The organism is Pseudomonas benzopyrenica (genome assembly GCF_036884265.1).
Taxonomy (GTDB): domain Bacteria; phylum Pseudomonadota; class Gammaproteobacteria; order Pseudomonadales; family Pseudomonadaceae; genus Chryseomonas; species Chryseomonas benzopyrenica.
Genome location: NZ_CP145723.1, coordinates 3,784,277 through 3,804,126 on the forward strand (window position 1 = coordinate 3,784,277; position 19,850 = coordinate 3,804,126).

Below are 19,850 nucleotides of genomic sequence, written 5' to 3' on the forward strand. Positions count from 1 at the left end.
ATCTAGGCTCCCAGCAGGCGTCTGACGCGCTCGAGGTCTTCCAGGGTATCCACCCCGGCCTGGGGCGCTTCCAGGGCATCGGCAACATGGATGCGGACGCCGTGCCAGAGGGCACGCAGCTGCTCCAGGGCTTCGGTCTCTTCCAGGGCGCAGGGACCCCAGCTGACGAAGTCGGCGAGAAAACCGGCGCGATAGGCATAGATGCCGATATGCCGGCGGTAGGGAAAACCCTGGGGCAACTGTGCGCGATCACTGGCGAAGGCATTGCGTGCCCAGGGCAGCGGCGCCCGGCTGAAGGTCAGCGCCAGGCCGTTCAGGTCGGTGCTCACCTTGACCACATTGGGATTGAACAGGCTGTCGACGTCCGCGATTGGCTCGGCGAGGGTGGCCACGCCGGCTTCGGGATGGGCGGCGAGATTGCCCGCCACCTGGTCGATCACCGCCGGCGGAATCAGCGGCTCGTCGCCCTGGACGTTGACCACCAGGGCGTCGTCGGCCAGGCCGAGCAGCTCGGCCACCTCGGCCAGGCGATCGGTGCCCGAGGCATGATCGGCGCGGGTCAGCAGGACCCGGGCGCCAAAGCCTTCGCAGGCGCGCAGGATGTCGTCGTGGTCGGTCGCCACCACCACCTGCTCGGCGCCACTGCGCCGCGCCTGCTCCCAGACGTGCTGGATCATCGGCTTGCCGGCGATGTCGAGCAGCGGCTTGTTGGGTAGCCGGGTGCTGGCGAGTCGCGCCGGAATGACGACGGTGAAGGCGGTGCTCATTTATCCAGACGCTCGTCCGTGGTGATGATGCGCGCCTCGCTTTCCAGCATCACCGGGATGCCGTCGCGAATCGGGAAGGCCAGGCCGGCGGCCTTGCTGATGAGTTCGGTCTTGTCGTCGCTCAGGATCAGCGGACTCTTGGTCAGGGGGCAGGCGAGGATATCCAGCAGCTTGAGATCCATGGGCAGAGGTTCCGTCAGTGAAAGTGTTCGGGCAGGAGCCGGTCGAGACGCCCATCCAGCCAGGCGACGAAGGCGGCCGAGGGCTGGGCGTCCACCGCCAGGTACCACCAGTCGGCGGCGGCGAAGGACCGGCACTTGACCGCGTCCTTCTCGGTCATCACCAGCGGCAGCTCGGGCGTGAAGGCCAGGTCTGCGGCGCTGTAAGTGGCGTGATCGGCGAAGGCATGGGGCAACGGCTGCCAGTGTAGTCCTTCGAGGGTGGCGAAGAAACGCCCGGGGTTGCCGATGCCGGCCAGGGCATGCAGGCGCTGCCCTGGCGGAAAGAAATCCAGCGGCCGGGTCTCGCCGCTGCGCAGATTGACCAGGGCACTGGGCTGCAGGGTCAGGCCGTAGCCGTCGGCAGGATCGACGGCGGCGCCGTTGTGGATCACGGCGTCCACCTCGGCCAGGCGCTCCAGGGGTTCGCGCAGCGGCCCCGCCGGCAGGCAGCGGCCGTTGCCGAACCCCCGCGCCGCATCGACCATCACCAGTTCCAGATCCCGCGCCAGGCGATAGTGCTGCAGGCCGTCGTCGCTGAGGATGACATCGAGCGACTCTTCGGCGAGCAGGCGCTCGACGGCACGACCGCGGTCGGGATCCGTGACCAGCGCCACCCCGGTGCGCTGCACGATCAGCAGCGGCTCGTCGCCGGCGACGGCAGCGGTGTCGGTCGCCCGCACGCGCCAGGGCAGGCTCGGCGGCGTGGCGCCATAACCGCGACTGACCACGCCGACCCTGAGGCCGCGCGCGCGCAGATGATCGATCAGCCAGAGGATCATGGGCGTCTTGCCGGTCCCGCCGACGGTGAGATTGCCCACCACGATGACCGGGACCGGCGCCCGATGGATGCTGCCCTGCCCCGCCAGGAAGCGCTGGCGCTTGCGCCGGGCGACCTGGCGATAGAGGACTTCGAGCGGCGTCAGCAGGCCCAGGGCCGGATGGCCTGCGTACCAGGCGCGGACCAGGCGCTCGCCCAGGCTCACGGACGTTTCGCCTGAGCCTCGAGGGTGGTGATGCGCAGCTGGCTGAAGCCCAGCTTGCCGGCGGCATCCATGGCCATGACCACCGCCTGGTGGGTGGCGCGGCCATCGGCGGTGATCACCAGCGGCAGGCTGTTGTCGCCGCCGGATTCACGCTGCAGCGCGGTGGTCAGGCCGGTCAGGTCGTTGCGTGCCAGGGTCTGGCCGTTGAGCGCCATCTGGCCTTCGGCGGTGATGCTGATTTCCAGGGTCTTGGCCTGGTTGGCGGCTGCCGCGGCGCTGTCGGCCTCGGGCAGCTCGATCTTCAGCTGGCTGGGCCGGCTGAAGGTCGCGGTCACCACGAAGAACAGCAGCAGGACGAAGATGACGTCGATGAAGGAGGCCAGGTTGATATAGACCTCTTCGCGAGCGGCGCCCCCGGCGCGACGACGGAATTTCACGCCAGGGCTCCTTCGCGGACGTCCACCTCGCGATCACCGTGGAGGATGTCCACCAGCTTGACCGCTTCCTGCTCCATGCCCACCACCAGCTCGTCCACCCGACGCAGCAGATAGCGATGAAAGAACACCGCGGGAATCGCCACCAGCAGACCGGCGGCGGTGGTGACCAGGGCCTTGGAGATGCCGCCGGCGAGAATGGGCGCATTGGCCATGCCGTCGTTCATGAAGGCACTGAAGATATCGATCATGCCGAACACCGTGCCGAGCAGACCCATCAGCGGCGCCAGGGCGGCGATGCTGCCGAGGGTGTTGAGATAGCGCTCGAGGTCGTGCACCACGCGGCTGCCGGCTTCCTCGATGGCTTCCTTCATGATGTCGCGACCATGACGGGAATTGGTCAGGCCTGCGGCGAGGATGTCGCCCAGGGGCGAACCGGCGCGCAACTCGCGCAGGCGTTCATTGTTGAGCTGTTTGTCCTGGATCCAGCGCCAGACCTGGGCGAGCAGCGTGGGCGGGGCGACCCGGCCGCGCCTCAGGGTCCACAGCCGCTCGGCGATGATGGCCGTGGCCAGAATGGAACTGAGGATGATCGGCAGCATCATCCAGCCGCCAGCTTTGACCATTTCGAACACGAGACCGTTACCCCTGCCGCAAAATGCGGCCACTCTAGCACGAACGCCTTAGGGTGTCGGCGGGGGTATTCGCCACCAGTGACGCTCCTGGCGCTGACCACGCGGTACCTCCCAGCGACCGAGGGTCCAGGTCAGGGCGCCTAGCGCGGCGGTGTCGTAGGGCAGCACGCCGCGCTCTCGATAGCGCGCCAGCACCTGGGGATGGGGATGGCCATAGCGATTGTTCAGCCCGCGGGAGATCAGCACGCCGCGTGGCTGGACGGCGTCGATGAAACCGGCGCTGGAGCCACTGCGACTGCCATGGTGCGGGGCGACGAGCCACTCCGCCGCCAGGGGCTTGCCACTGGCCACCAACTCCGCCTCGCGGCGAGCATCGATATCGCCGGTCAGCAGCAGGCGCTCGCCCCTGGCCTCGACGCGGAGTACACAGGAGGCGGCATTGGAATCCGCATCGGGACGCCACCAGGTGGTGAAGCCGACCCCGTTCCACTCCCAGCGGGCGCCGTCTTCACAATCCCGGGCGCGCAATTGCGGCTGCAGGCGACCCACCTCACCACTGAGCACCCGGCCCGGCGGCAGCCCCCTGGCCACGGCCAGCGCACCGCCGGCATGGTCGGCATCGGCATGACTGAGCAGCATGACATCCAGGGTATCGATGCCGGTGCCTTTCAGGTTGGGCAGGACGACCCGGGCGCCGCTGTCATAGCTGCCCTGGCGCGGACCGGCGTCGTAGAGCAGGGCATGGTCACGGGTGCGCACCAGCACGGCCAGTCCCTGCCCCACGTCCAATACGGTGATCCGCGCCAGCCCTTCCCCGGGCGCAGGCACCGGGGGAAACAGCCCGGGCAGCATCAGCAGCGCGCCAAGGCCGCGCAGCGGCACGCCCGCGGGCAGCAGGGCCAGCAACGCCCCCAGTCCTGCCAGCCACAGCGTCCAGGCAGGCGCCAATACGGGCTGCCAGGCGGCGGCCAGATGCGCCAACCCGGTCAGCACCCAGAGCAGTCCCTGCAACAGCCCACCGGCCAGCCACAACGCGGGCTCGCCCAGCGGCGACCAGAGCAGCGACAGCAGGGTACCCACCAGCGCCAGGGGCACGATGGCCAGGTCCATCAGCGGCACGGCCAGGGCGTTGGCCAGCGGACCGCTCAGACTCAGGGGCAGGCCCAGCGCCAGGAGCAGCGGCGCCAGCCCCACGGCCATGCACCACTGGGCCCGCCCGAGGGTAGCCCACCAGGGCAATCGGCCCAGACGGCCGGCGAAGCTCCAGAGCAGCAACAGCACGGCGCCAAAGGAGAGCCAGAAACCCGTCAGCAGACTGACCAGGGGATTGGCCGCCAGCACCAGTACCAGGGCCAGCAGGACGGCGTCCGCCAGGCGAACCTGCTGGCGGCCCAGTTGCCAGAGCAGCCCCAGGGTGACCATGACGCAGGCGCGCTGTACCGGCACCTCGAAGCCGGCTAGCAGTCCGTAGCCCAACGCGGTGGCGATCGTCAGCACCGCGGCCGACAGGCGCCAGGGCAACCGGCTTGGCCAGAGACCACGGCGCGCCAGGAGGACCACCCCGGCATAGACGCTGAGGGCGACCAGGCTGATGTGCTGCCCGGAGATCACCATCAGGTGCACGGTGCCGGTATCCTGGAACAGCTGCCACTGGGCATCGGTGATGCCCGAGCCATCGCCCACCACCAGGGCGGCCAGCAACCCGCCCTGTCCGGCCGGATTGCGGGTCTGCAGGTATTGCCGGATACCGTCGCGCCAGGTCGCCAGGCCACTGGCCGCCGCCAGGCGCTGGCCATCCTTGACGCTGCCGGTGGCGCCGATGCCCTGGGCCAGCAGCCAGGCTTCGCGATCCTGGCCCAGGGGGTTGACCAGGCCCGCGGGGCCGCGCAACTCCGCCGCCAGGCGCCAGCGTTCGCCGGCCAGCGGACGGGGACCACCGTGCCAGTTCAGGCGGATCCGCGCCGGTAGCTTCAGGTCGCGGCGGCTGGTAGCCCCGGCGAGCACGAAGACCACCGCGTCGGCGTCCACCGCGGGCAGGCCGCTGATCTGGCCTTCGATCCACAGCACCCGCTGCTCCAGCGCCGGAGCCAGACGATCGTCCAGGGCCCAGTGGGCATTGAGCAACGCCCAGGCCAGGCCCAGGCCGCAGGCGCCAAGGGCCAGGAAGCGGGTCAGCAGCAGCCCCAGGGCCATCGCCGCGAGGGCCGCCAGCAGCGGCAACGACGGCAGCGAGGCGAAGGCGCGCAGGAACAGCACGCCGAGGGCGAAGGACAGCAGAGCGGCGCGCATCAGGACTCCATCCTTGGAGAGCCGAAAGGGCTTTAGAAGCGCGAATTAGAGCAGTTCGGACGCCAGAGGGCCAGGGGCAAGCCGCCACCGGGCCCGGCAGGGAGATCAGTCGTAGCGCAGTGCTTCGGCCGGTGAGGTGCGGGAGGCGCGCCAGGCGGGATAGAGGGTCGCCAGGAAACTCATGCTCAGGGCGGCCACGGCGATCAGCACTACGTCTTCCAACTCCAGCCGCGACGGCAGGTTGCTGATGAAGTACATGTCGCCGCCGAACAGCTTGTGGCCGACCAGGCGCTCCAGGGCGGCGATCCAACTGCTGACGTTGAGCGCCGCGATGACGCCCAGCACGCCGCCGATCAGGGTGCCGACCAGGCCGATCACCGTGCCCTGGACCATGAACACCGCCATGATCTGCCCGGGCGTGGCGCCCAGGGTGCGCAGGATGGCGATGTCGGCCTTCTTGTCGGCCACCACCATGATCAGGGTGGCGATGATGTTGAAGGCGGCCACGGCGACGATCAGCAGGAGCAGCAGGCCGATCATGGTCTTTTCCATCTGCATGGCCTGGAACAGGCTGCCCTGGGAGATCGTCCAGTCACGCGCCTGGTAGCCGTCGCCCAAGGCCTTGGCCACGTCGTGGGAGATGCGCGGCGCCTGGAACAGATCGTCCAGCGCCAGGCGGATGCTCTCTACCTGCCCCGGCTGCCAGCCCTTGAGCGGCGCGGCATCGGCGACGTTGATCAGCGCCAGGGAGGCATCCAGCTCGGCGCCGACCTTGAAGGTGCCGACCACGGTGAAGCGCCGCAGCCGTGGAGTGATGCTGCCGGTGGCACCGACCTCGGGGATGATCACCGTGACTTGGCTGCCCAGCTCCAGTTGGAAGCGTCGCGCGGCGATCTCGCCCAGCACGATGCCGAATTCACCGGGCTTGAGGGCGTCGAGACTGCCCTGGGTCATGCGTTCGCCGACGATGGACACGCGCTTTTCCTGGGCCGGATCGATGCCGTCCACCAGCAGCGGCTGCATGCGGCCACGCACCGAGAGCATGCCCTGCAACTGGGTGTAGGGCACCGCCGCCTGCACATGGGGCTGCTGCTCGGCCTTGGCCGCCAGCGGGCGCCAGTCGTCCAGCGGCTGGGCGCCGCTGATGAAGGCATGGGGCACCATGCCGAGGATGCGGCCACGCATTTCCTCCTGGAAGCCGTTCATCACCGACAGCACCAGGATCATGGCCAGCACGCCCAAGGCCAGGCCGAACATGGAGACCAGCGAGAAGAAGGAGATGAACGACTTGCGCCGCTTGGCGCGGGTGTATCTCAGGCCGATGAACAGCGAAAGAGGTCTGAACATGACGACCTCAGACCTGCCGGGCCGGCGTGGCGTCGACCAGATGGCCTTCGTCCAGGCGCAGCATCCGGTCCATCTGGCCGGCCAGCACCTGGTCGTGGGTCACCACCAGGAAGGCCGTGCGCAGCGACGTGGACAGCTCCAGCATCAGGTCCTGGATACCGTGGGCGGTGTGCTGGTCGAGGTTGCCGGTGGGTTCGTCGAGCAGCACCAGCTTGGGCTGGTTGACCAGGGCTCGGGCGATGGCTACGCGCTGGCGCTCGCCGCCGGACAGCTCGGCCGGCTTGTGGCCCAGGCGATGACCGAGGCCGACCCGCTCCAAGAGCTTGGCCGCGCGCTCACGGGCTTCGCCGATGGAGGACTTGCCGATCAGCAGTGGCATGCAGACGTTTTCCAGGGCGCTGAATTCGGGCAGCAGGTGGTGGAACTGGTAGACGAAGCCCATGGCACGATTGCGCAAGAGGCCGCGGGCCTTCTCGTTCAGCGCCGACAGCTCCTCGCCGTCGAGCCAGACACTGCCGCTGCTGGGGGTATCGAGGCCGCCGAGCAGGTTGAGCAGGGTGGTCTTGCCCGACCCCGAGCTGCCGACGATGGACACCCGCTCGCCCGGTTGCAGGGTCAGCTGGACGTTGCTCAGCACCTCGACGGTCTGGGGGCCTTCCTCGTAGCGCTTGCCCAGGTCCTGGCAACGCAAAACGGCTCGATCATTCATAACGCAGGGCCTCGGCGGGTTGGGTACGGGCGGCGCTCCAGGAGGGATAGAGCGTGGCCAGGAAGCTCAGGGCGAAGGACGCGCCGCAGACCAGCAGAACGTCGTGCAACTGCAGCTGCGCCGGCAGGTAGTCGATGAAATACACCTCGGCGTTGAGGAACTGGTGCCCGGTGACCCGCTGCACCCAGGCCAGCGCGGCGCTGACGTTGAGCGCGGCGAGCACGCCCAGCAGGCAGCCGATGGCGGTGCCGATGACGCCGATGAAGGTCCCCTGGACCATGAACACCGCCATGATCTGCCGGGGCGTGGCGCCCAGGGTGCGCAGGATGGCGATGTCGGACTTCTTGTCGGTCACCACCATCACCAGGGTGGAGACGATGTTGAAGGCGGCCACGGCGACGATCAGCAGCAGGAGCAGGCCGATCATGGTCTTTTCCATGCCGATGGCCTGGTAGAGATTGCCGTGGGTGCGGGTCCAGTCGCGGGCGTACCAGTCGTTGCCGGGCAGCTGGCGGGCGATGTTCCAGGACACGTCCGGCGCCTGGAACAGGTCGTGCAGCTTGAGGCGCACACCCTGCACCGCGTTCGCCGGCCAGCGCTGCAGGCGCGCGGCGTCCTCGATGTCGATCAGGCCCACCGAGCCGTCCAGTTCGCCGGCGCCGACGCTGAAGATGCCCACCACGGTGAATCTCTTCATGCGCGGAAACATGCCGGCGGGGGTCACGGCCACTTCCGGAGCGATGTAGGTGAGCTTGTCGCCGATCTTGACGCCCAGTTTTTCGGCGGCCAGGGAGCCGATGATGATGCCGAATTCGCCCGGCTTGAGGTCGTCGAGCCTCCCCTCGCGCATGAAGCTGGCGATGATCGAGACCTTGGATTCCTCGGCCGGGTCTATAGCGTTGAGCAGTACCGTCTGCACCGCCTTGTCGTGGGCCAGCATGCCCTGCAACTGGGTGAAGGGCGCCACCGCGGCCACCTGGCTGTTCTGCAGGGCCAACTCGCGCACGCTGCGCCAGTCGGTGACCGGCTGGTAGGACTCCACCGTCGCATGGGGAATCATGCCGAGGACGCGATCGCGCATCTCGCGGTCGAAGCCGTTCATGACCGACAGCACCACGATCATGACGACCACGCCGAGGGCCAGGCCGATCATGGAGGTGAGCGAGATGAAGGAAACGAAATGATTGCGGCGCTTGGCGCGGACGTAACGCAGGCCAAGGTAGATCGGCAGGGGTCTGAACATAGGCTCGCTTGCACGGCGGAAAGACGTAGGCGCCCTGCGGGTTGGACGGCGACACCGTGCCGGCTCGCCGGCTACACTCGGGGCCATCACCCACGGAGCGGCCCGACATGACCACCCCAGACGCGCGTGAACGGCGGGAATACTATCGCATCACCGACCGTATCGCACTGCAAATCAGCCCTGCCGACGGGGTCCCCGGCGAGACCGCGCCGCTGTTCGCACTCCTGAGCGAACTGCATCAGCTGGAATTCGAATCCCGTCACCTGCTGCGCAATCTGGACGAGCGCGATCGCGCCGTCACCGCCTGCCTGCGCCTGGTGCACAAGCGCCTCGACCTGCTTGGCCAGGCCTTTACCTGGAATCTCTTGCACGACAGCGGCGCCACCCGCGACGTGGTGCTGTCCGAAGGGGGCCTGGCCTTCGTCGATGCCGAGCCCTATGCCCTGGGCACCCGGCTCGACCTGCGCATGGCGCTGCCACCCCAGGGCCTCGGCCTGCAGGTGCTGGCCGAGGTGACCGGTTGCCAGGCCGTCAGTGGCGGATACGAGATCGGCACCAGCTTCATCGACCTGGAAGACGCCCAGCGTCAGCTGCTGGCGCGCCATGTCCTGCGCCAGCAGGCCCGGGTGCGCCGCGCCGACCGCGGAGAGGAGGCGTGAAACGTCCCTGGCTGGCCGCCTTGCTGCTCGGCATCGCCCTGCCCAGCTGGGCCGAGACCCTGCAGATCCCGCTGGGCCAGCAGGGCCAGGCCGGCACGCCGCTGCCCCAGCGCGGCGACAGCCGCGGCCAGGTGCTGGAACGCTTCGGCCTGCCCGACCAGGAGCATCCTCCGGTCGGCCGCCCGCCCATTCGCCGCTGGGACTATCGCGATTTCAGCGTCTATTTCGAAAACGATCGGGTGCTGGATGCGGTTCGTGAACCGCGTCGCCCCGCCCCTTCACCCTAGCGCCTAGGAGCCTTCATGACCCTTATCTATGGACACCGCGGGGCCCGCGGCGAAGCCCCGGAAAACACCCTGGCCGGTTTCGAGCTGTGCCTGGAACTGGGTGTCAGGCGTTGCGAGCTGGACCTGCACCTCTCCCGTGACGGCGAACTGGTGGTGATCCACGACCCGACCCTGAAACGCACCACCGGCCGGGGCGGCAAGGTCAGCGAAAAGGCCGTCGCCGATCTGGTCGCCCTGGATGCCCGCCAGGGTGGCCCGGTCTGGCCACGCCCCAGCCCCATCCCGACCCTGCGCGGGCTGTTCGAGAAGTGCCCCTTCGAACACTGGCAACTGGAAGTGAAGAGCGCCTCGCGGGTGCGAGCGGCGCAGACCGTGAAGGCCATCGCCCAGCTGGTCGAGGAATTCGGCCTGCAGGAGAAGATCACCGTGACCAGTGCCTCGCGTGAGGTCCTGGGCGCCCTGCAGCGCGATACCCCCCATCTGGCCCGCGGTCTGGTGGCGGAATACGCCTGGCTGGATCCGCTCAAGGTGGCCGCCCACTACGATTGCCACCTGCTGGCGCTGAACTGGACGCTGTGCACCCCGGAGCGGCTGCTCAAAGCCCAGCGGCAGGGACTGCACGTCTCGGTCTGGACGGTGAACGACGCCAGCCTGATGCGCCGTCTGGCCGATTTCGGCGCGGACAGCCTGATCACCGACTTCCCGAGCCTGGCGCGACGGACCCTGGGGTAGGACCTGACGAATCGAATCCGGGCATCGTTGGGCTTCGCTGCGCTCAGCCCAACCTACGGGTGCCGCATGGGATCGTAGTTTGGGCTGAGACGGCTCCATCGTCGAAGCCCAACAGCCCGAGTGAACCCAGGCATCGTTGGGCTTCGCTGTGCTCAGCCCAACCTACGGCTACTCGCATTATCGCGGCCATGGGCCGCTCCTACAGAAGCATTACACCCTGTAGGAGCGGCCCATGGCCGCGATTGTGTCGGAGAGTAAAGCCGTCTCGGTCAAAACAACCGATTCAAGCCATCGAAAGCCGCCACCCGATAGGCTTCGGCCATGGTCGGGTAGTTGAAGGTGGTGTTGACGAAATAGCGGATGCTGTTCGCCTCGCCTTGCTGGTTCATGATCGCCTGGCCGATGTGCAGAATCTCCGAGGCCTGGTCGCCGAAGCAGTGCACGCCAAGCACCTGCAGGGTCTCGCGGTGGAAGAGGATCTTCAGCATGCCCACTGGTTCGCCGGAGATCTGCGCCCGCGCCATACTCTTGAAGAAGGCCTTGCCGACCTCGTAGGGCACCCGCTCCTGGGTCAGCTCACGCTCGGTCTTGCCCAGCGAACTGATCTCGGGAATGGTGTAGATGCCGGTGGGGATGTCGTTGACCACCCGCCCATTGTTGTCGTGCAGGATATTGTCCGAGGCCGAACGCCCTTGGTCGTAGGCGGCACTGGCCAGGCTCGGCCAGCCGATGACGTCGCCCGCCGCATAGATGTTGGCGACCGAAGTCCGGTAATTCTCGTCCACGGTGACCTGGCCACGGCTGTTCACCGAGATGCCGACGTTCTGCAGCCCGAGCTGGTCGGTGTTGCCGGTCCGGCCGTTGCACCACAGCAAGGCATCGGCGCGCAGCTTCTTGCCGGACTTCAGGTGCAGGACGACGCCGTTTTCCTGGCCTTCGATGCGCTCGTATTCCTCGTTGTGACGAATGAGCACATTGTTGTTCTGCAGGTGATAGCTCAGGGCGTCGGAGATTTCGTCGTCGAGGAAGCTGAGCAGCTGGTCGCGGTTGTCGATCAGGTCGACCAGCACGCCGAGGCCGCTGAAGATGGAGGCGTATTCGCTGCCGATCACCCCGGCGCCGTAGATGATCAGCCGGCGCGGCGTGTGGGTCAGCGACAGGATGGTGTCGCTGTCATAGATGCGCGGATGGCTGAAGTCCACGTCCACCGGGCGATAGGGCCGCGAGCCGGTGGCGATGACGACCTGCTTGGCCACCAGGCGCTCCAGATCGCCACGCAGGTTGACGATCTCGATGGTGTTCTCGTCGGCGAAGCTGGCGGTACCGAAGAACAGGTCGACCCGGTTGCGCGCGTAGTAGCCGGTACGAGACGACACCTGCCGGGCGATCACCCGCTCGGCGCTGCGCAGGACATCGGGAAAGGAGAACCAGCGTGGCTCGCCGATGGAGCGGAACATCTCGTTGGTGTTGAACTGGATGATCTGCTTGACCGAATGGCGCAGGGCCTTGGAGGGAATGGTACCCAGATGGGTGCAGTTGCCGCCGACCACCTGGCGATTGTCCACCACCGCCACGCGGCGGCCATTCTTGGCGGCGTTCATCGCCGCGCCCTCGCCTGCCGGTCCCGAACCCAGTACCACCACGTCGTAGCTATAGACCGCCATGCTTTCTCCTCAGAAGGTTAGCCGTCCGCAGGCGACGGCTGGAGCCGGACCGCCTCGCGAGAGGCCAGATCCGGCGCGAGATCGCCCCAGGGGGCTGCGACCTCTTGTCACGGGTCGCTATTGTGGCGCAAAACCCGACCAAAACGAAAACGGGAGCCGCCTGGGCTCCCGTTTTTTCTTGCAAGTCAGCCTTGCCTAGGACGCAAGACTCAGGCCGGGAAGGCCGGCGGATTGACCCCCGCCATCTCTTCCAGCACCCGCACGACCTGGCAGCTGTAGCCGAACTCGTTGTCGTACCAGACGTAGAGGACGACGCGGTTGTCGCTGACGATGGTGGCACCGGCATCGACCACGCCCGCATGGCGAGAGCCGACGAAGTCGCTGGAGACCACTTCCGGCGAGTTCACGAAGTCGATCTGCTTGTGCAGCGGCGAGTGCAGCGCCATTTCACGCAGGTACTCGTTGATCTCGTCCTTGCTGGTGCCGTTCTCCAGGTTTAGGTTGAGGATCGCCATGGAGACGTTGGGCGTCGGCACGCGGATGGCGTTGCCAGTCAGCTTGCCAGCCAGTTCCGGCAGTGCCTTGGCCACGGCCTTGGCGGCGCCGGTCTCGGTGATGACCATGTTCAGCGCGGCGCTGCGACCACGGCGATCGCCCTTGTGGAAGTTGTCGATCAGGTTCTGGTCGTTGGTGTACGAATGTACGGTCTCGACGTGACCGTTGACGATGCCGTACTTGTCATTGACCGCTTTCAGGATCGGCACGATGGCGTTGGTGGTGCAGGACGCCGCGGTAACGATGGTGTCTTCGGCGGTGATGGTGTCATGGTTGATGCCATGCACGATGTTCTTCAGGCTGCCCTTGCCCGGTGCGGTCAGCACCACGCGGGAGACGCCCTTGCACTTGAGGTGCTGGCCCAGGCCTTCGGCATCGCGCCATCTGCCGGTGTTGTCGACCACGATGGCATCCTGGATGCCGTAGGCGGTGTAGTCGACGGTGGTGGGATCGTTGGAGTAGATCACCTTGATCAGGGTGCCGTTGGCGCACAGGGTGCTGTTGGCTTCGTCGACGGTGATGGTGCCGTCGAAGGAACCGTGCACGGAATCGCGACGCAGCAGGCTGGCACGCTTGACCAGGTCGTTGTCGGCGCCCTTGCGCACGACGATGGCGCGCAGGCGCAGGCCGTCGCCGCTACCCTGGTGCTCGATGAGGATGCGCGCCAGCAGGCGGCCGATGCGACCGAAGCCGTAGAGTACGACGTCCTTGCCCTTGCGCTGCTCGACGCCCTGCTTGCCGACCACGGCGGACAGCTCGCTGCGCAGGAAGTCCTTGAGGTCGCGACCGGCACCCTCGGCCTTGAACTTCAGGCTCAGGCGGGCCAGGTCGATGGAGGCGGCGCCCAGTTCCAGCTCGCTCAGGGCCTTCACCAGCGGGTAGGTGTCCTGCACGGACAGCTCGACGTTGTCGATCTGGCGGGCGAACCGGTGGGCCTTGAGAATGGAGATCACCGAACGGTTGACCAAACCGCGACCGTAAATCGAGGTCACAACATTGTTGTTACGGTACAGCTGACCAATCAGGGGAATCATGGCCTCGGCGAGCGCTTCGCGATCGATCCATTCTTCAAGGCACTGCTCAGGCTTCTGACTCACGACAAATCCTTCCCTATGTAGGAGCTGAAAAAAGGAACTACATTATGACCGCGCTGCCTGTCCCAGGCAATCGACGCGCGTCGCTGCACTGACAGCGCGAAAGCCCGGTCGTTACAATCCCAACCCTCCCAAAATCCACCGGAGTTCCGCCCGCGTGTCAGTTTTGCGTACCCCGTCAATTCCTGAAACCGCCGGCCGCCAGCAGTGGGGCAATCTGCCCGGCGCCGCGCTAGCCCTCGCCATCGCTGAAGCCGCCAAGGCCGCGACCCGCCGCTTCACCCTGCTGATCACCCAGGACAGCCAGACCGCTGATCGCCTGGAGCAGGAACTGCGCTTCTTCGCCCCTGAATTGCCGGTGCTGAATTTCCCCGATTGGGAGACGCTGCCCTACGATGTCTTCTCGCCACACCAGGACATCATCTCCCAGCGCGTCGCCACCCTTTATCGGCTGCCGGAGCTCTCCCACGGTATTTTGGTAGTCCCTCTGGCGACCGCCCTACACCGCCTGGCACCCACGCGCTTCCTGCTCGGCAGCAGCCTGGTGCTGGACGTCGGCCAGCGGCTGGACGTGGAAGCCACCCGCGCGCGCCTGGAAGCAGCCGGCTATAGATATGTGGATACGGTGTACGAACATGGCGAGTTCGCCGTGCGCGGCGCCTTGATCGATCTCTTTCCCATGGGCAGCAACCTGCCCTACCGGATCGACCTGTTCGACGACGAGATCGAGACGCTGCGCACCTTCGATCCGGAGACGCAGCGTTCCATCGACAAGGTCGACAGTATCCGCCTGTTGCCGGCACGGGAATTCCCACTGCATAAGGAAGCCGTGACCGGCTTTCGCGCGCGATTCCGCGAGCGCTTCGACGTCGACTACCGTCGTTGCCCCATCTATCAGGATCTCGCCAGCGGCATCACCCCGGCGGGCATCGAGTACTACCTGCCGCTGTTCTTCGACGAGACCTCGACGCTCTTCGACTATCTGCCGGCCAACACCCAGGTGTTTTCCCTGCCGGGCATCGAACAGGCCGCCGAGCAATTCTGGACCGACGTCCGCAATCGCTACGAAGACCGCCGAGTCGATCCGGAGCGACCCTTGCTGCCGCCGGCCGATGTCTTCCTGCCGGTGGAAGACTGTTTCGCCCGGCTGAAGGCCTGGCCGCGGGTGGTCATCGGTGCGGACGATCTGGAATCCGGTGTGGGCCGCGAACGTTTTACCGCGCGGGCGCTGCCGGATCTGGCCATCGATGCCAAGGCCAGCCAGCCCCTGGCGGCGCTGGAGCACTTCATCACCGACTTCCCCGGTCGCGTGCTGTTCACCGCGGAAAGCGCCGGACGCCGCGAGGTGCTGCTGGAATTGCTGGCCCGGTTGAATCTGCGCCCTGGCCAGGTCGAAGGCTGGGCAGCCTTCCAGGCCAGTGCCGAGCGCATCGCCATCGCCCTGGCGCCGCTGGACGAGGGTCTGGTGCTGGATGACGCCGGCGTCGCCCTGATTCCGGAGAATCCGCTGTTCGGCCAGCGCATCATGCAGCGCCGCCGCCGCGAGAAGGGTCGTGACGCCGGCGAGAACGTCATCAAGAACCTCACCGAGCTGCGCGAAGGCGCGCCGGTGGTGCACATCGACCACGGCGTGGGCCGCTACATGGGTTTGATCACCCTGGAGCTGGACGATCAGCCCCAGGAATTCCTGCTGCTCGAATACGCCGACGACGCCAAGCTCTATGTGCCGGTGGCCAACCTGCACCTGATCGCCCGCTACTCGGGCACCGACGATGCCCTGGCGCCGCTGCACAAGCTGGGTTCCGAAACCTGGCAAAAGGCCAAGCGCAAGGCCGCCGAACAGGTGCGCGATGTGGCCGCCGAGCTGCTCGACATCTATGCCCGCCGCGCCGCGCGCAAGGGCTATGCCTTCAAGGACCCGGCGGCGGACTACGCCACCTTCTCCGCCGGCTTCCCCTTCGAGGAGACGCCGGACCAGCAGGCCGCCATCGAGGCCGTGCACAAGGACATGCTGGCGGGCACGCCCATGGATCGCCTGGTCTGCGGCGACGTGGGCTTCGGCAAGACCGAGGTGGCCATGCGCGCGGCCTTCATCGCCGTGCACGGTGGACGCCAGGTGGCGGTGCTGGTCCCCACCACCCTCCTCGCCCAGCAGCACTACAACAGCTTCCGCGACCGCTTCGCCGACTGGCCGGTACGGGTCGAGGTGATGAGCCGCTTCAAATCGGCCCAGGAGGTCGCCGCCGCGGCGCGCGAACTGGCCGACGGCAAGATCGACATCATCATCGGTACCCACAAGCTGCTGCAAGGCGATGTGAAGTTCAAGGACCTGGGCCTGGCCATCATCGATGAGGAACACCGCTTCGGGGTACGCCAGAAGGAACAGCTCAAATCGCTGCGCAGCGAGGTGGACATCCTCACCCTTACCGCCACGCCGATTCCGCGCACCCTGAACATGGCCGTGGCCGGCATGCGCGACCTGTCCATCATCGCCACCCCGCCCGCACGGCGCCTCTCGGTGCGCACCTTCGTCATGGAGGAGCAGAACGCGGTGATCAAGGAAGCCCTGCTGCGCGAGCTCCTGCGCGGCGGCCAGGTGTACTTCCTGCACAACGAGGTCAAGACCATCGAGAAGCGGGCCCGCGAACTGGCCGAATTGGTGCCCGAAGCACGGGTCGGCATCGGCCACGGGCAGATGCGCGAACGCGATCTCGAACAGGTGATGAGCGATTTCTACCACAAGAGATTCAACGTGCTGGTGGCCTCGACCATCATCGAGACCGGTATCGACGTCCCCAACGCCAACACCATCATCATCGAGCGCGCCGACAAGTTCGGCCTGGCCCAGCTGCACCAGCTACGCGGCCGGGTTGGTCGTAGTCACCACCAGGCCTATGCCTACCTGCTCACCCCACCGCGCAAGGGCATGACCCCGGACGCCGAAAAGCGCCTGGAAGCCATCGCCGGTGCCCAGGACCTGGGGGCCGGTTTCATCCTGGCGACCCACGACCTGGAGATCCGTGGTGCCGGCGAATTGCTCGGCGAAGGCCAGAGCGGCCAGATCCAGGCGGTGGGCTTCACCCTCTACATGGAAATGCTGGAGCGCGCGGTCAAGGCCATCCGCAAGGGCGAGCAACCCAACCTCGAAAAACCCCTGGGCGGCGGTCCGGACATCAACATGCGCGTCCCCGCGCTGATCCCGGAAGACTACCTGCCCGATGTCCATGCCCGGTTGATCCTCTACAAGCGCATCGCCTCGGCGGCGGACGAAGACGCCCTCAAGGAATTGCAGGTGGAGATGATCGACCGCTTCGGGCTCCTGCCGGAACCGACCAAGAACCTGGTACGCCTGACGCTGCTAAAGCTGCGTGCGGAGGGCCTGGGCATCGTCAAGGTGGATGCGGGGCCTCAGGGCGGACGGCTGGAATTCGCCGCCGATACCCAGGTGGATCCGCTGGTGCTGGTGAAGATGATCCAGGCGCAGCCGAAGAAGTATCGACTGGAAGGCGCGACTCTGTTCAAATTCCAGGTGCCGATGGAGCGGGCGGAAGAACGCTTCAACGTCCTGGAAGCCCTCTTCGATCGCCTGACGCCCGCCGCCAGCTGAGCGAAGAGCCGCTCCCGGGGCATCCTGGGAGCGGCTCGGGTGCTATCAGCCCGTCAGCACCTCGGCCAGCACCTGCCGGACCTCATCGATGCCGCTGGCGAGGACGGCTTCGATCTCAGCCATGGTGATTTCCCGCTGCACCTTGCCGGCGGCCGGATTCACCACCAGCGCCAGGCAGGCATAGGGCAGACCCAGTTCCCGGGCCAGGGCCGCTTCCGGCATCCCGGTCATGCCGACGATGTCGCAGCCGTCGCGCTCCAGGCGGACGATCTCCCCTGCAGTCTCCAACCGCGGCCCCTGGGTCGCGGCGTAGACGCCGTGGTCGCTGTGCGCCAGTTGCAGCGTGCGCAGTGCGCTCAGCAGCCGCTGACGCAAGGGCTCGTCGTAGGGAAAGCTGAAGTCGATGTGGGTGACCTGCTCCAGGTCCGCGCCTTCGAAGAAGGTATGGCCGCGCCCCCAGGTATAGTCCACCAGTTGATGGGGCACGCACAGATGGCCGCTGCCCATGGCGGCGTGAATGCCGCCCACGGCATTCACCGCGAGGATGGCCTCGGCACCGGCCTCCTTGAGCGCCCAGAGGTTGGCGCGGTAGTTGACCTGGTGCGGTGGAAGGCGATGGGGATGGCCATGGCGCGCCAGGAACAGCACCTCGCGGCCAGCATAGCGACCGCGCTGCACGGGGGCCGACGGCACTCCCCAGGGCGTTTCGAAGGTCTGGGCCTGGTCCAGCTCCAGGCCGGCGAGCGCGGTGAGGCCGGTGCCTCCGATGATGGCGTAGGTAGTCATGGATACGTCCTCTAGATGAGTTCAGCCTGGCGCAGCCGCTGCAGGGCAAGACTCCACTGCGGTTGTTGCCGATAATCGAGATCGACGTGGCGACGGGCCCTCATGCTGGCCAGCCGTGGCGCGGGCGAGACGCCCAGCTGCTGTACCCGGGTCAGGGCCAGCTCGGCCGCCGCGCGATCGTTGCAGACCAGTCCCATGTCGCAACCAGCGCTGAGGGCCGCTTCGACGCGCTGACCGGCATCGCCGGCCACATGGGCACCGGCCATGGACAGGTCGTCGCTGAAGATCACCCCCTGGTAATCCAGTTCGCCGCGCAGGATGTCCTGCAGCCAGCGTCGGGAAAAGCCGGCCGGCTGGGGATCCACGGCAGGATAGATGACATGGGCGGGCATGACGCCACCCAGCGCTGGCAGCAGCGCCTGGAACGGGCGCAGGTCGGTGCGCAGCAGGGTGTCCAGATCGCGCTCGTCGGTGGGAATGGCATAGTGGGAATCGGCTTCGGCCCAGCCATGCCCGGGGAAATGCTTGCCCGTGGCGGCCATGCCGGCGTCACCCATGCCGGCGATGAAGGCACCGCCCAGCCTGATCACCTGCTCGGCATCGCCGAAGGAGCGCAGGCCTATGACCTGACTGCGCCCATGGTCGACGTCCAGCACCGGAGCGAAGCTGAAGTCCAGCCCCACCGCCAGGATCTCGGTCGCCATGATCCAGCCACAGAGCCGGGCTAATTCCAGGCTGTCCGCGCGACCGCCCAGCTGCCCCATGGCCGGCAGTCGTACCACGTCGCGGCGCAGGCGCTGCACGCGACCGCCTTCCTGGTCCACGGCCAGCAACAGCTCCGGGCGCACCGCGCGGATCGCGCGGCACAGTTCGCGGACCTGCCCCGGGGTTTCGATGTTGCGGGCGAACAGGATCAGTCCGCCCACCTCTGGCTGGCGCAGCAGCTGACGATCCTCGGCGGTGAGCCAGGTGCCAGCGATATCGACCATCAGGGAGCCTTGCATGGGTACCTCGTCCGAATGCTCCGGCGCATGGCGCCGTGAAAGGGACGCAAGCTTACCCCAGCCACCCTCGATGCCGCAGCCTAGTAGGTCTCGGCTGTCTCCACCGCCACTGGCCGCCGCGGCCGATACTGGGCCTGGGCCAGCTCCGGTGCGTGCATCGCCGTCGGCGCCCGCATGCCGGTGGCGAGGAAGGGGACCATCAGCCGCAGCACCTGGTCGGTGTGGGTATCGACGCCGAAATCGTTCTCGCCGATCGCCCGCAGTGCCTTGATGCCGGACATGCTGAACACCGCCGCGCCCAGCATGAAGTGGGCGCGCCAGAACAGCTCCAGGGGCGGAATCTCGGGCACGGCGCGGTTCACCAGCAGCAGGAAGCGGCGGAAGGCACGCCCATAGGTCTGTTCCAGGTATTTGCGCAGGTGGCCTTGGCTCTGGCTGAACGCCAGACCCAGCAGACGCATGAACACCGAGAGGTCATTGCCATGCCGTGGCTTGATGGCCAGGGAGTGGTCCACCAGCAGATTCAGCAGCGCCTCCAGGCTCACCTCTTCCCTGCTCTTCGGCTGCCACTGATCCAGATCCCGCTCCAGGTTGAAGCAGAAGGGATCGAGAAAGCGCGAAAACACCGCCTGGATCAGGGCCTTCTTGGAGCCGAAGTGATAGTTGACGGCCGCCAGATTGACCCCGGCGCGGGTGGTGATGAGTCGCAGCGAGGTTTCGGCAAAGCCGCGCTCGGCGAACAGTTGCTCGGCCGCATCCAGAATGCGCTCCACGGTATCCGACTGCGCCATGACCTTCCTCGATAGATGAATTTCCGTTTGAAACATATGTTTC

Annotated in this window: 18 protein-coding genes; 4 read left to right on the forward strand and 14 right to left on the reverse strand. The window is 66.8% G+C overall.

The genetic code is table 11. From position 1 onward, the window contains the following. Positions 1-2: 2 nt before the first annotated feature. From kdsB to V6W80_RS18095, 9 genes are all read right to left on the reverse strand, one after another. Entirely contained in the window at positions 3-767 is a 765-nt protein-coding gene (gene kdsB / locus V6W80_RS18055; protein ID WP_338545006.1) for a 3-deoxy-manno-octulosonate cytidylyltransferase, read from the reverse strand. Then, positions 764-949, reverse strand: a complete 186-nt coding sequence (locus V6W80_RS18060; protein WP_007162406.1) for a Trm112 family protein — start codon at positions 947-949, stop codon at positions 764-766. The genes kdsB and V6W80_RS18060 overlap by 4 nt, the downstream gene beginning before the upstream one ends. A 14-nt stretch (positions 950-963) precedes the next feature. Then, the gene (lpxK, locus tag V6W80_RS18065) at positions 964-1,971 is read right to left on the reverse strand and encodes a tetraacyldisaccharide 4'-kinase (protein WP_338545007.1); all 1,008 of its coding nucleotides are present in this window, start codon (positions 1,969-1,971) and stop codon (positions 964-966) included. Next, positions 1,968-2,408, reverse strand: a complete 441-nt coding sequence (locus V6W80_RS18070; RefSeq protein ID WP_017639766.1) for an ExbD/TolR family protein — start codon at positions 2,406-2,408, stop codon at positions 1,968-1,970. The genes lpxK and V6W80_RS18070 overlap by 4 nt, the downstream gene beginning before the upstream one ends. Continuing rightward, positions 2,405-3,040, reverse strand: a complete 636-nt coding sequence (locus V6W80_RS18075; protein WP_017639767.1) for a MotA/TolQ/ExbB proton channel family protein — start codon at positions 3,038-3,040, stop codon at positions 2,405-2,407. The genes V6W80_RS18070 and V6W80_RS18075 overlap by 4 nt, the downstream gene beginning before the upstream one ends. 48 nt (positions 3,041-3,088) lie before the next feature. Further along, a complete protein-coding gene (locus tag V6W80_RS18080) occupies positions 3,089-5,329 on the reverse strand; it encodes a DNA internalization-related competence protein ComEC/Rec2 (protein WP_257705475.1) in 2,241 nt (746 codons plus the stop codon). 105 nt (positions 5,330-5,434) lie between these two features. After that, positions 5,435-6,676, reverse strand: a complete 1,242-nt coding sequence (locus V6W80_RS18085; protein ID WP_257705474.1) for a lipoprotein-releasing ABC transporter permease subunit — start codon at positions 6,674-6,676, stop codon at positions 5,435-5,437. A 7-nt stretch (positions 6,677-6,683) separates the two neighbouring features. After that, positions 6,684-7,385: a lipoprotein-releasing ABC transporter ATP-binding protein LolD gene (gene lolD / locus V6W80_RS18090; RefSeq protein WP_257705473.1), complete on the reverse strand. Its 702-nt coding sequence runs from the start codon at positions 7,383-7,385 to the stop codon at positions 6,684-6,686. After that, entirely contained in the window at positions 7,378-8,628 is a 1,251-nt protein-coding gene (locus V6W80_RS18095; RefSeq protein ID WP_093256004.1) for a lipoprotein-releasing ABC transporter permease subunit, read from the reverse strand. Before V6W80_RS18095 ends, lolD begins: the two co-directional genes overlap by 8 nt. A gap of 107 nt (positions 8,629-8,735) precedes the next feature. On the opposite strand from V6W80_RS18095, the gene V6W80_RS18100 reads away from it, so the two are divergent. Genes V6W80_RS18100 through V6W80_RS18110 form a run of 3 tightly spaced genes read left to right on the forward strand, consistent with a single transcriptional unit; the run spans position 8,736 to position 10,306 of the window. After that, complete coding sequence (locus V6W80_RS18100; protein ID WP_017639771.1) at positions 8,736-9,287, forward strand: PilZ domain-containing protein; 552 nt, start codon at positions 8,736-8,738, stop codon at positions 9,285-9,287. Further along, positions 9,284-9,574 (forward strand): phosphodiesterase, encoded by a 291-nt coding sequence (locus tag V6W80_RS18105; protein ID WP_257705472.1) that lies wholly within the window; start codon positions 9,284-9,286, stop codon positions 9,572-9,574. The genes V6W80_RS18100 and V6W80_RS18105 overlap by 4 nt, the downstream gene beginning before the upstream one ends. 15 nt (positions 9,575-9,589) lie before the next feature. Then, a complete protein-coding gene (locus V6W80_RS18110; RefSeq protein WP_257705471.1) occupies positions 9,590-10,306 on the forward strand; it encodes a glycerophosphodiester phosphodiesterase in 717 nt (238 codons plus the stop codon). Between the two features lie 269 nt (positions 10,307-10,575). On the opposite strand, the gene sthA is transcribed toward V6W80_RS18110, so the two are convergent. Both sthA and V6W80_RS18120 read right to left on the reverse strand, forming a co-directional pair. After that, complete coding sequence (sthA, locus tag V6W80_RS18115; protein WP_064309428.1) at positions 10,576-11,970, reverse strand: Si-specific NAD(P)(+) transhydrogenase; 1,395 nt, start codon at positions 11,968-11,970, stop codon at positions 10,576-10,578. Between the two features lie 209 nt (positions 11,971-12,179). Next, positions 12,180-13,622: a glyceraldehyde-3-phosphate dehydrogenase gene (locus V6W80_RS18120; RefSeq protein WP_017639775.1), complete on the reverse strand. Its 1,443-nt coding sequence runs from the start codon at positions 13,620-13,622 to the stop codon at positions 12,180-12,182. 154 nt (positions 13,623-13,776) lie between these two features. On the opposite strand from V6W80_RS18120, the gene mfd reads away from it, so the two are divergent. Beyond that, positions 13,777-17,226, forward strand: coding sequence for a transcription-repair coupling factor (gene mfd / locus V6W80_RS18125; protein ID WP_026083697.1), 3,450 nt, complete (start codon positions 13,777-13,779; stop codon positions 17,224-17,226). Between the two features lie 45 nt (positions 17,227-17,271). Here mfd and V6W80_RS18130 read toward each other — a convergent pair whose 3' ends face one another. The 3 genes from V6W80_RS18130 to V6W80_RS18140 all read right to left on the reverse strand — a co-directional run bounded on the left by V6W80_RS18130 (position 17,272) and on the right by V6W80_RS18140 (position 19,807). Beyond that, entirely contained in the window at positions 17,272-18,012 is a 741-nt protein-coding gene (locus V6W80_RS18130) for an S-methyl-5'-thioinosine phosphorylase (protein ID WP_338545008.1), read from the reverse strand. A gap of 11 nt (positions 18,013-18,023) precedes the next feature. Then, positions 18,024-19,016 carry a beta-N-acetylhexosaminidase gene (gene nagZ, locus V6W80_RS18135; RefSeq protein WP_257705470.1) on the reverse strand — a complete coding sequence of 331 codons (993 nt, stop codon included), beginning with the start codon at positions 19,014-19,016 and terminating at the stop codon, positions 18,024-18,026. A gap of 80 nt (positions 19,017-19,096) precedes the next feature. Further along, on the reverse strand, positions 19,097-19,807 hold the full coding sequence (locus V6W80_RS18140) for a TetR/AcrR family transcriptional regulator (protein WP_338545009.1): 711 nt from the start codon (positions 19,805-19,807) through the stop codon (positions 19,097-19,099). Between the last annotated feature and the right edge of the window lie 43 nt (positions 19,808-19,850).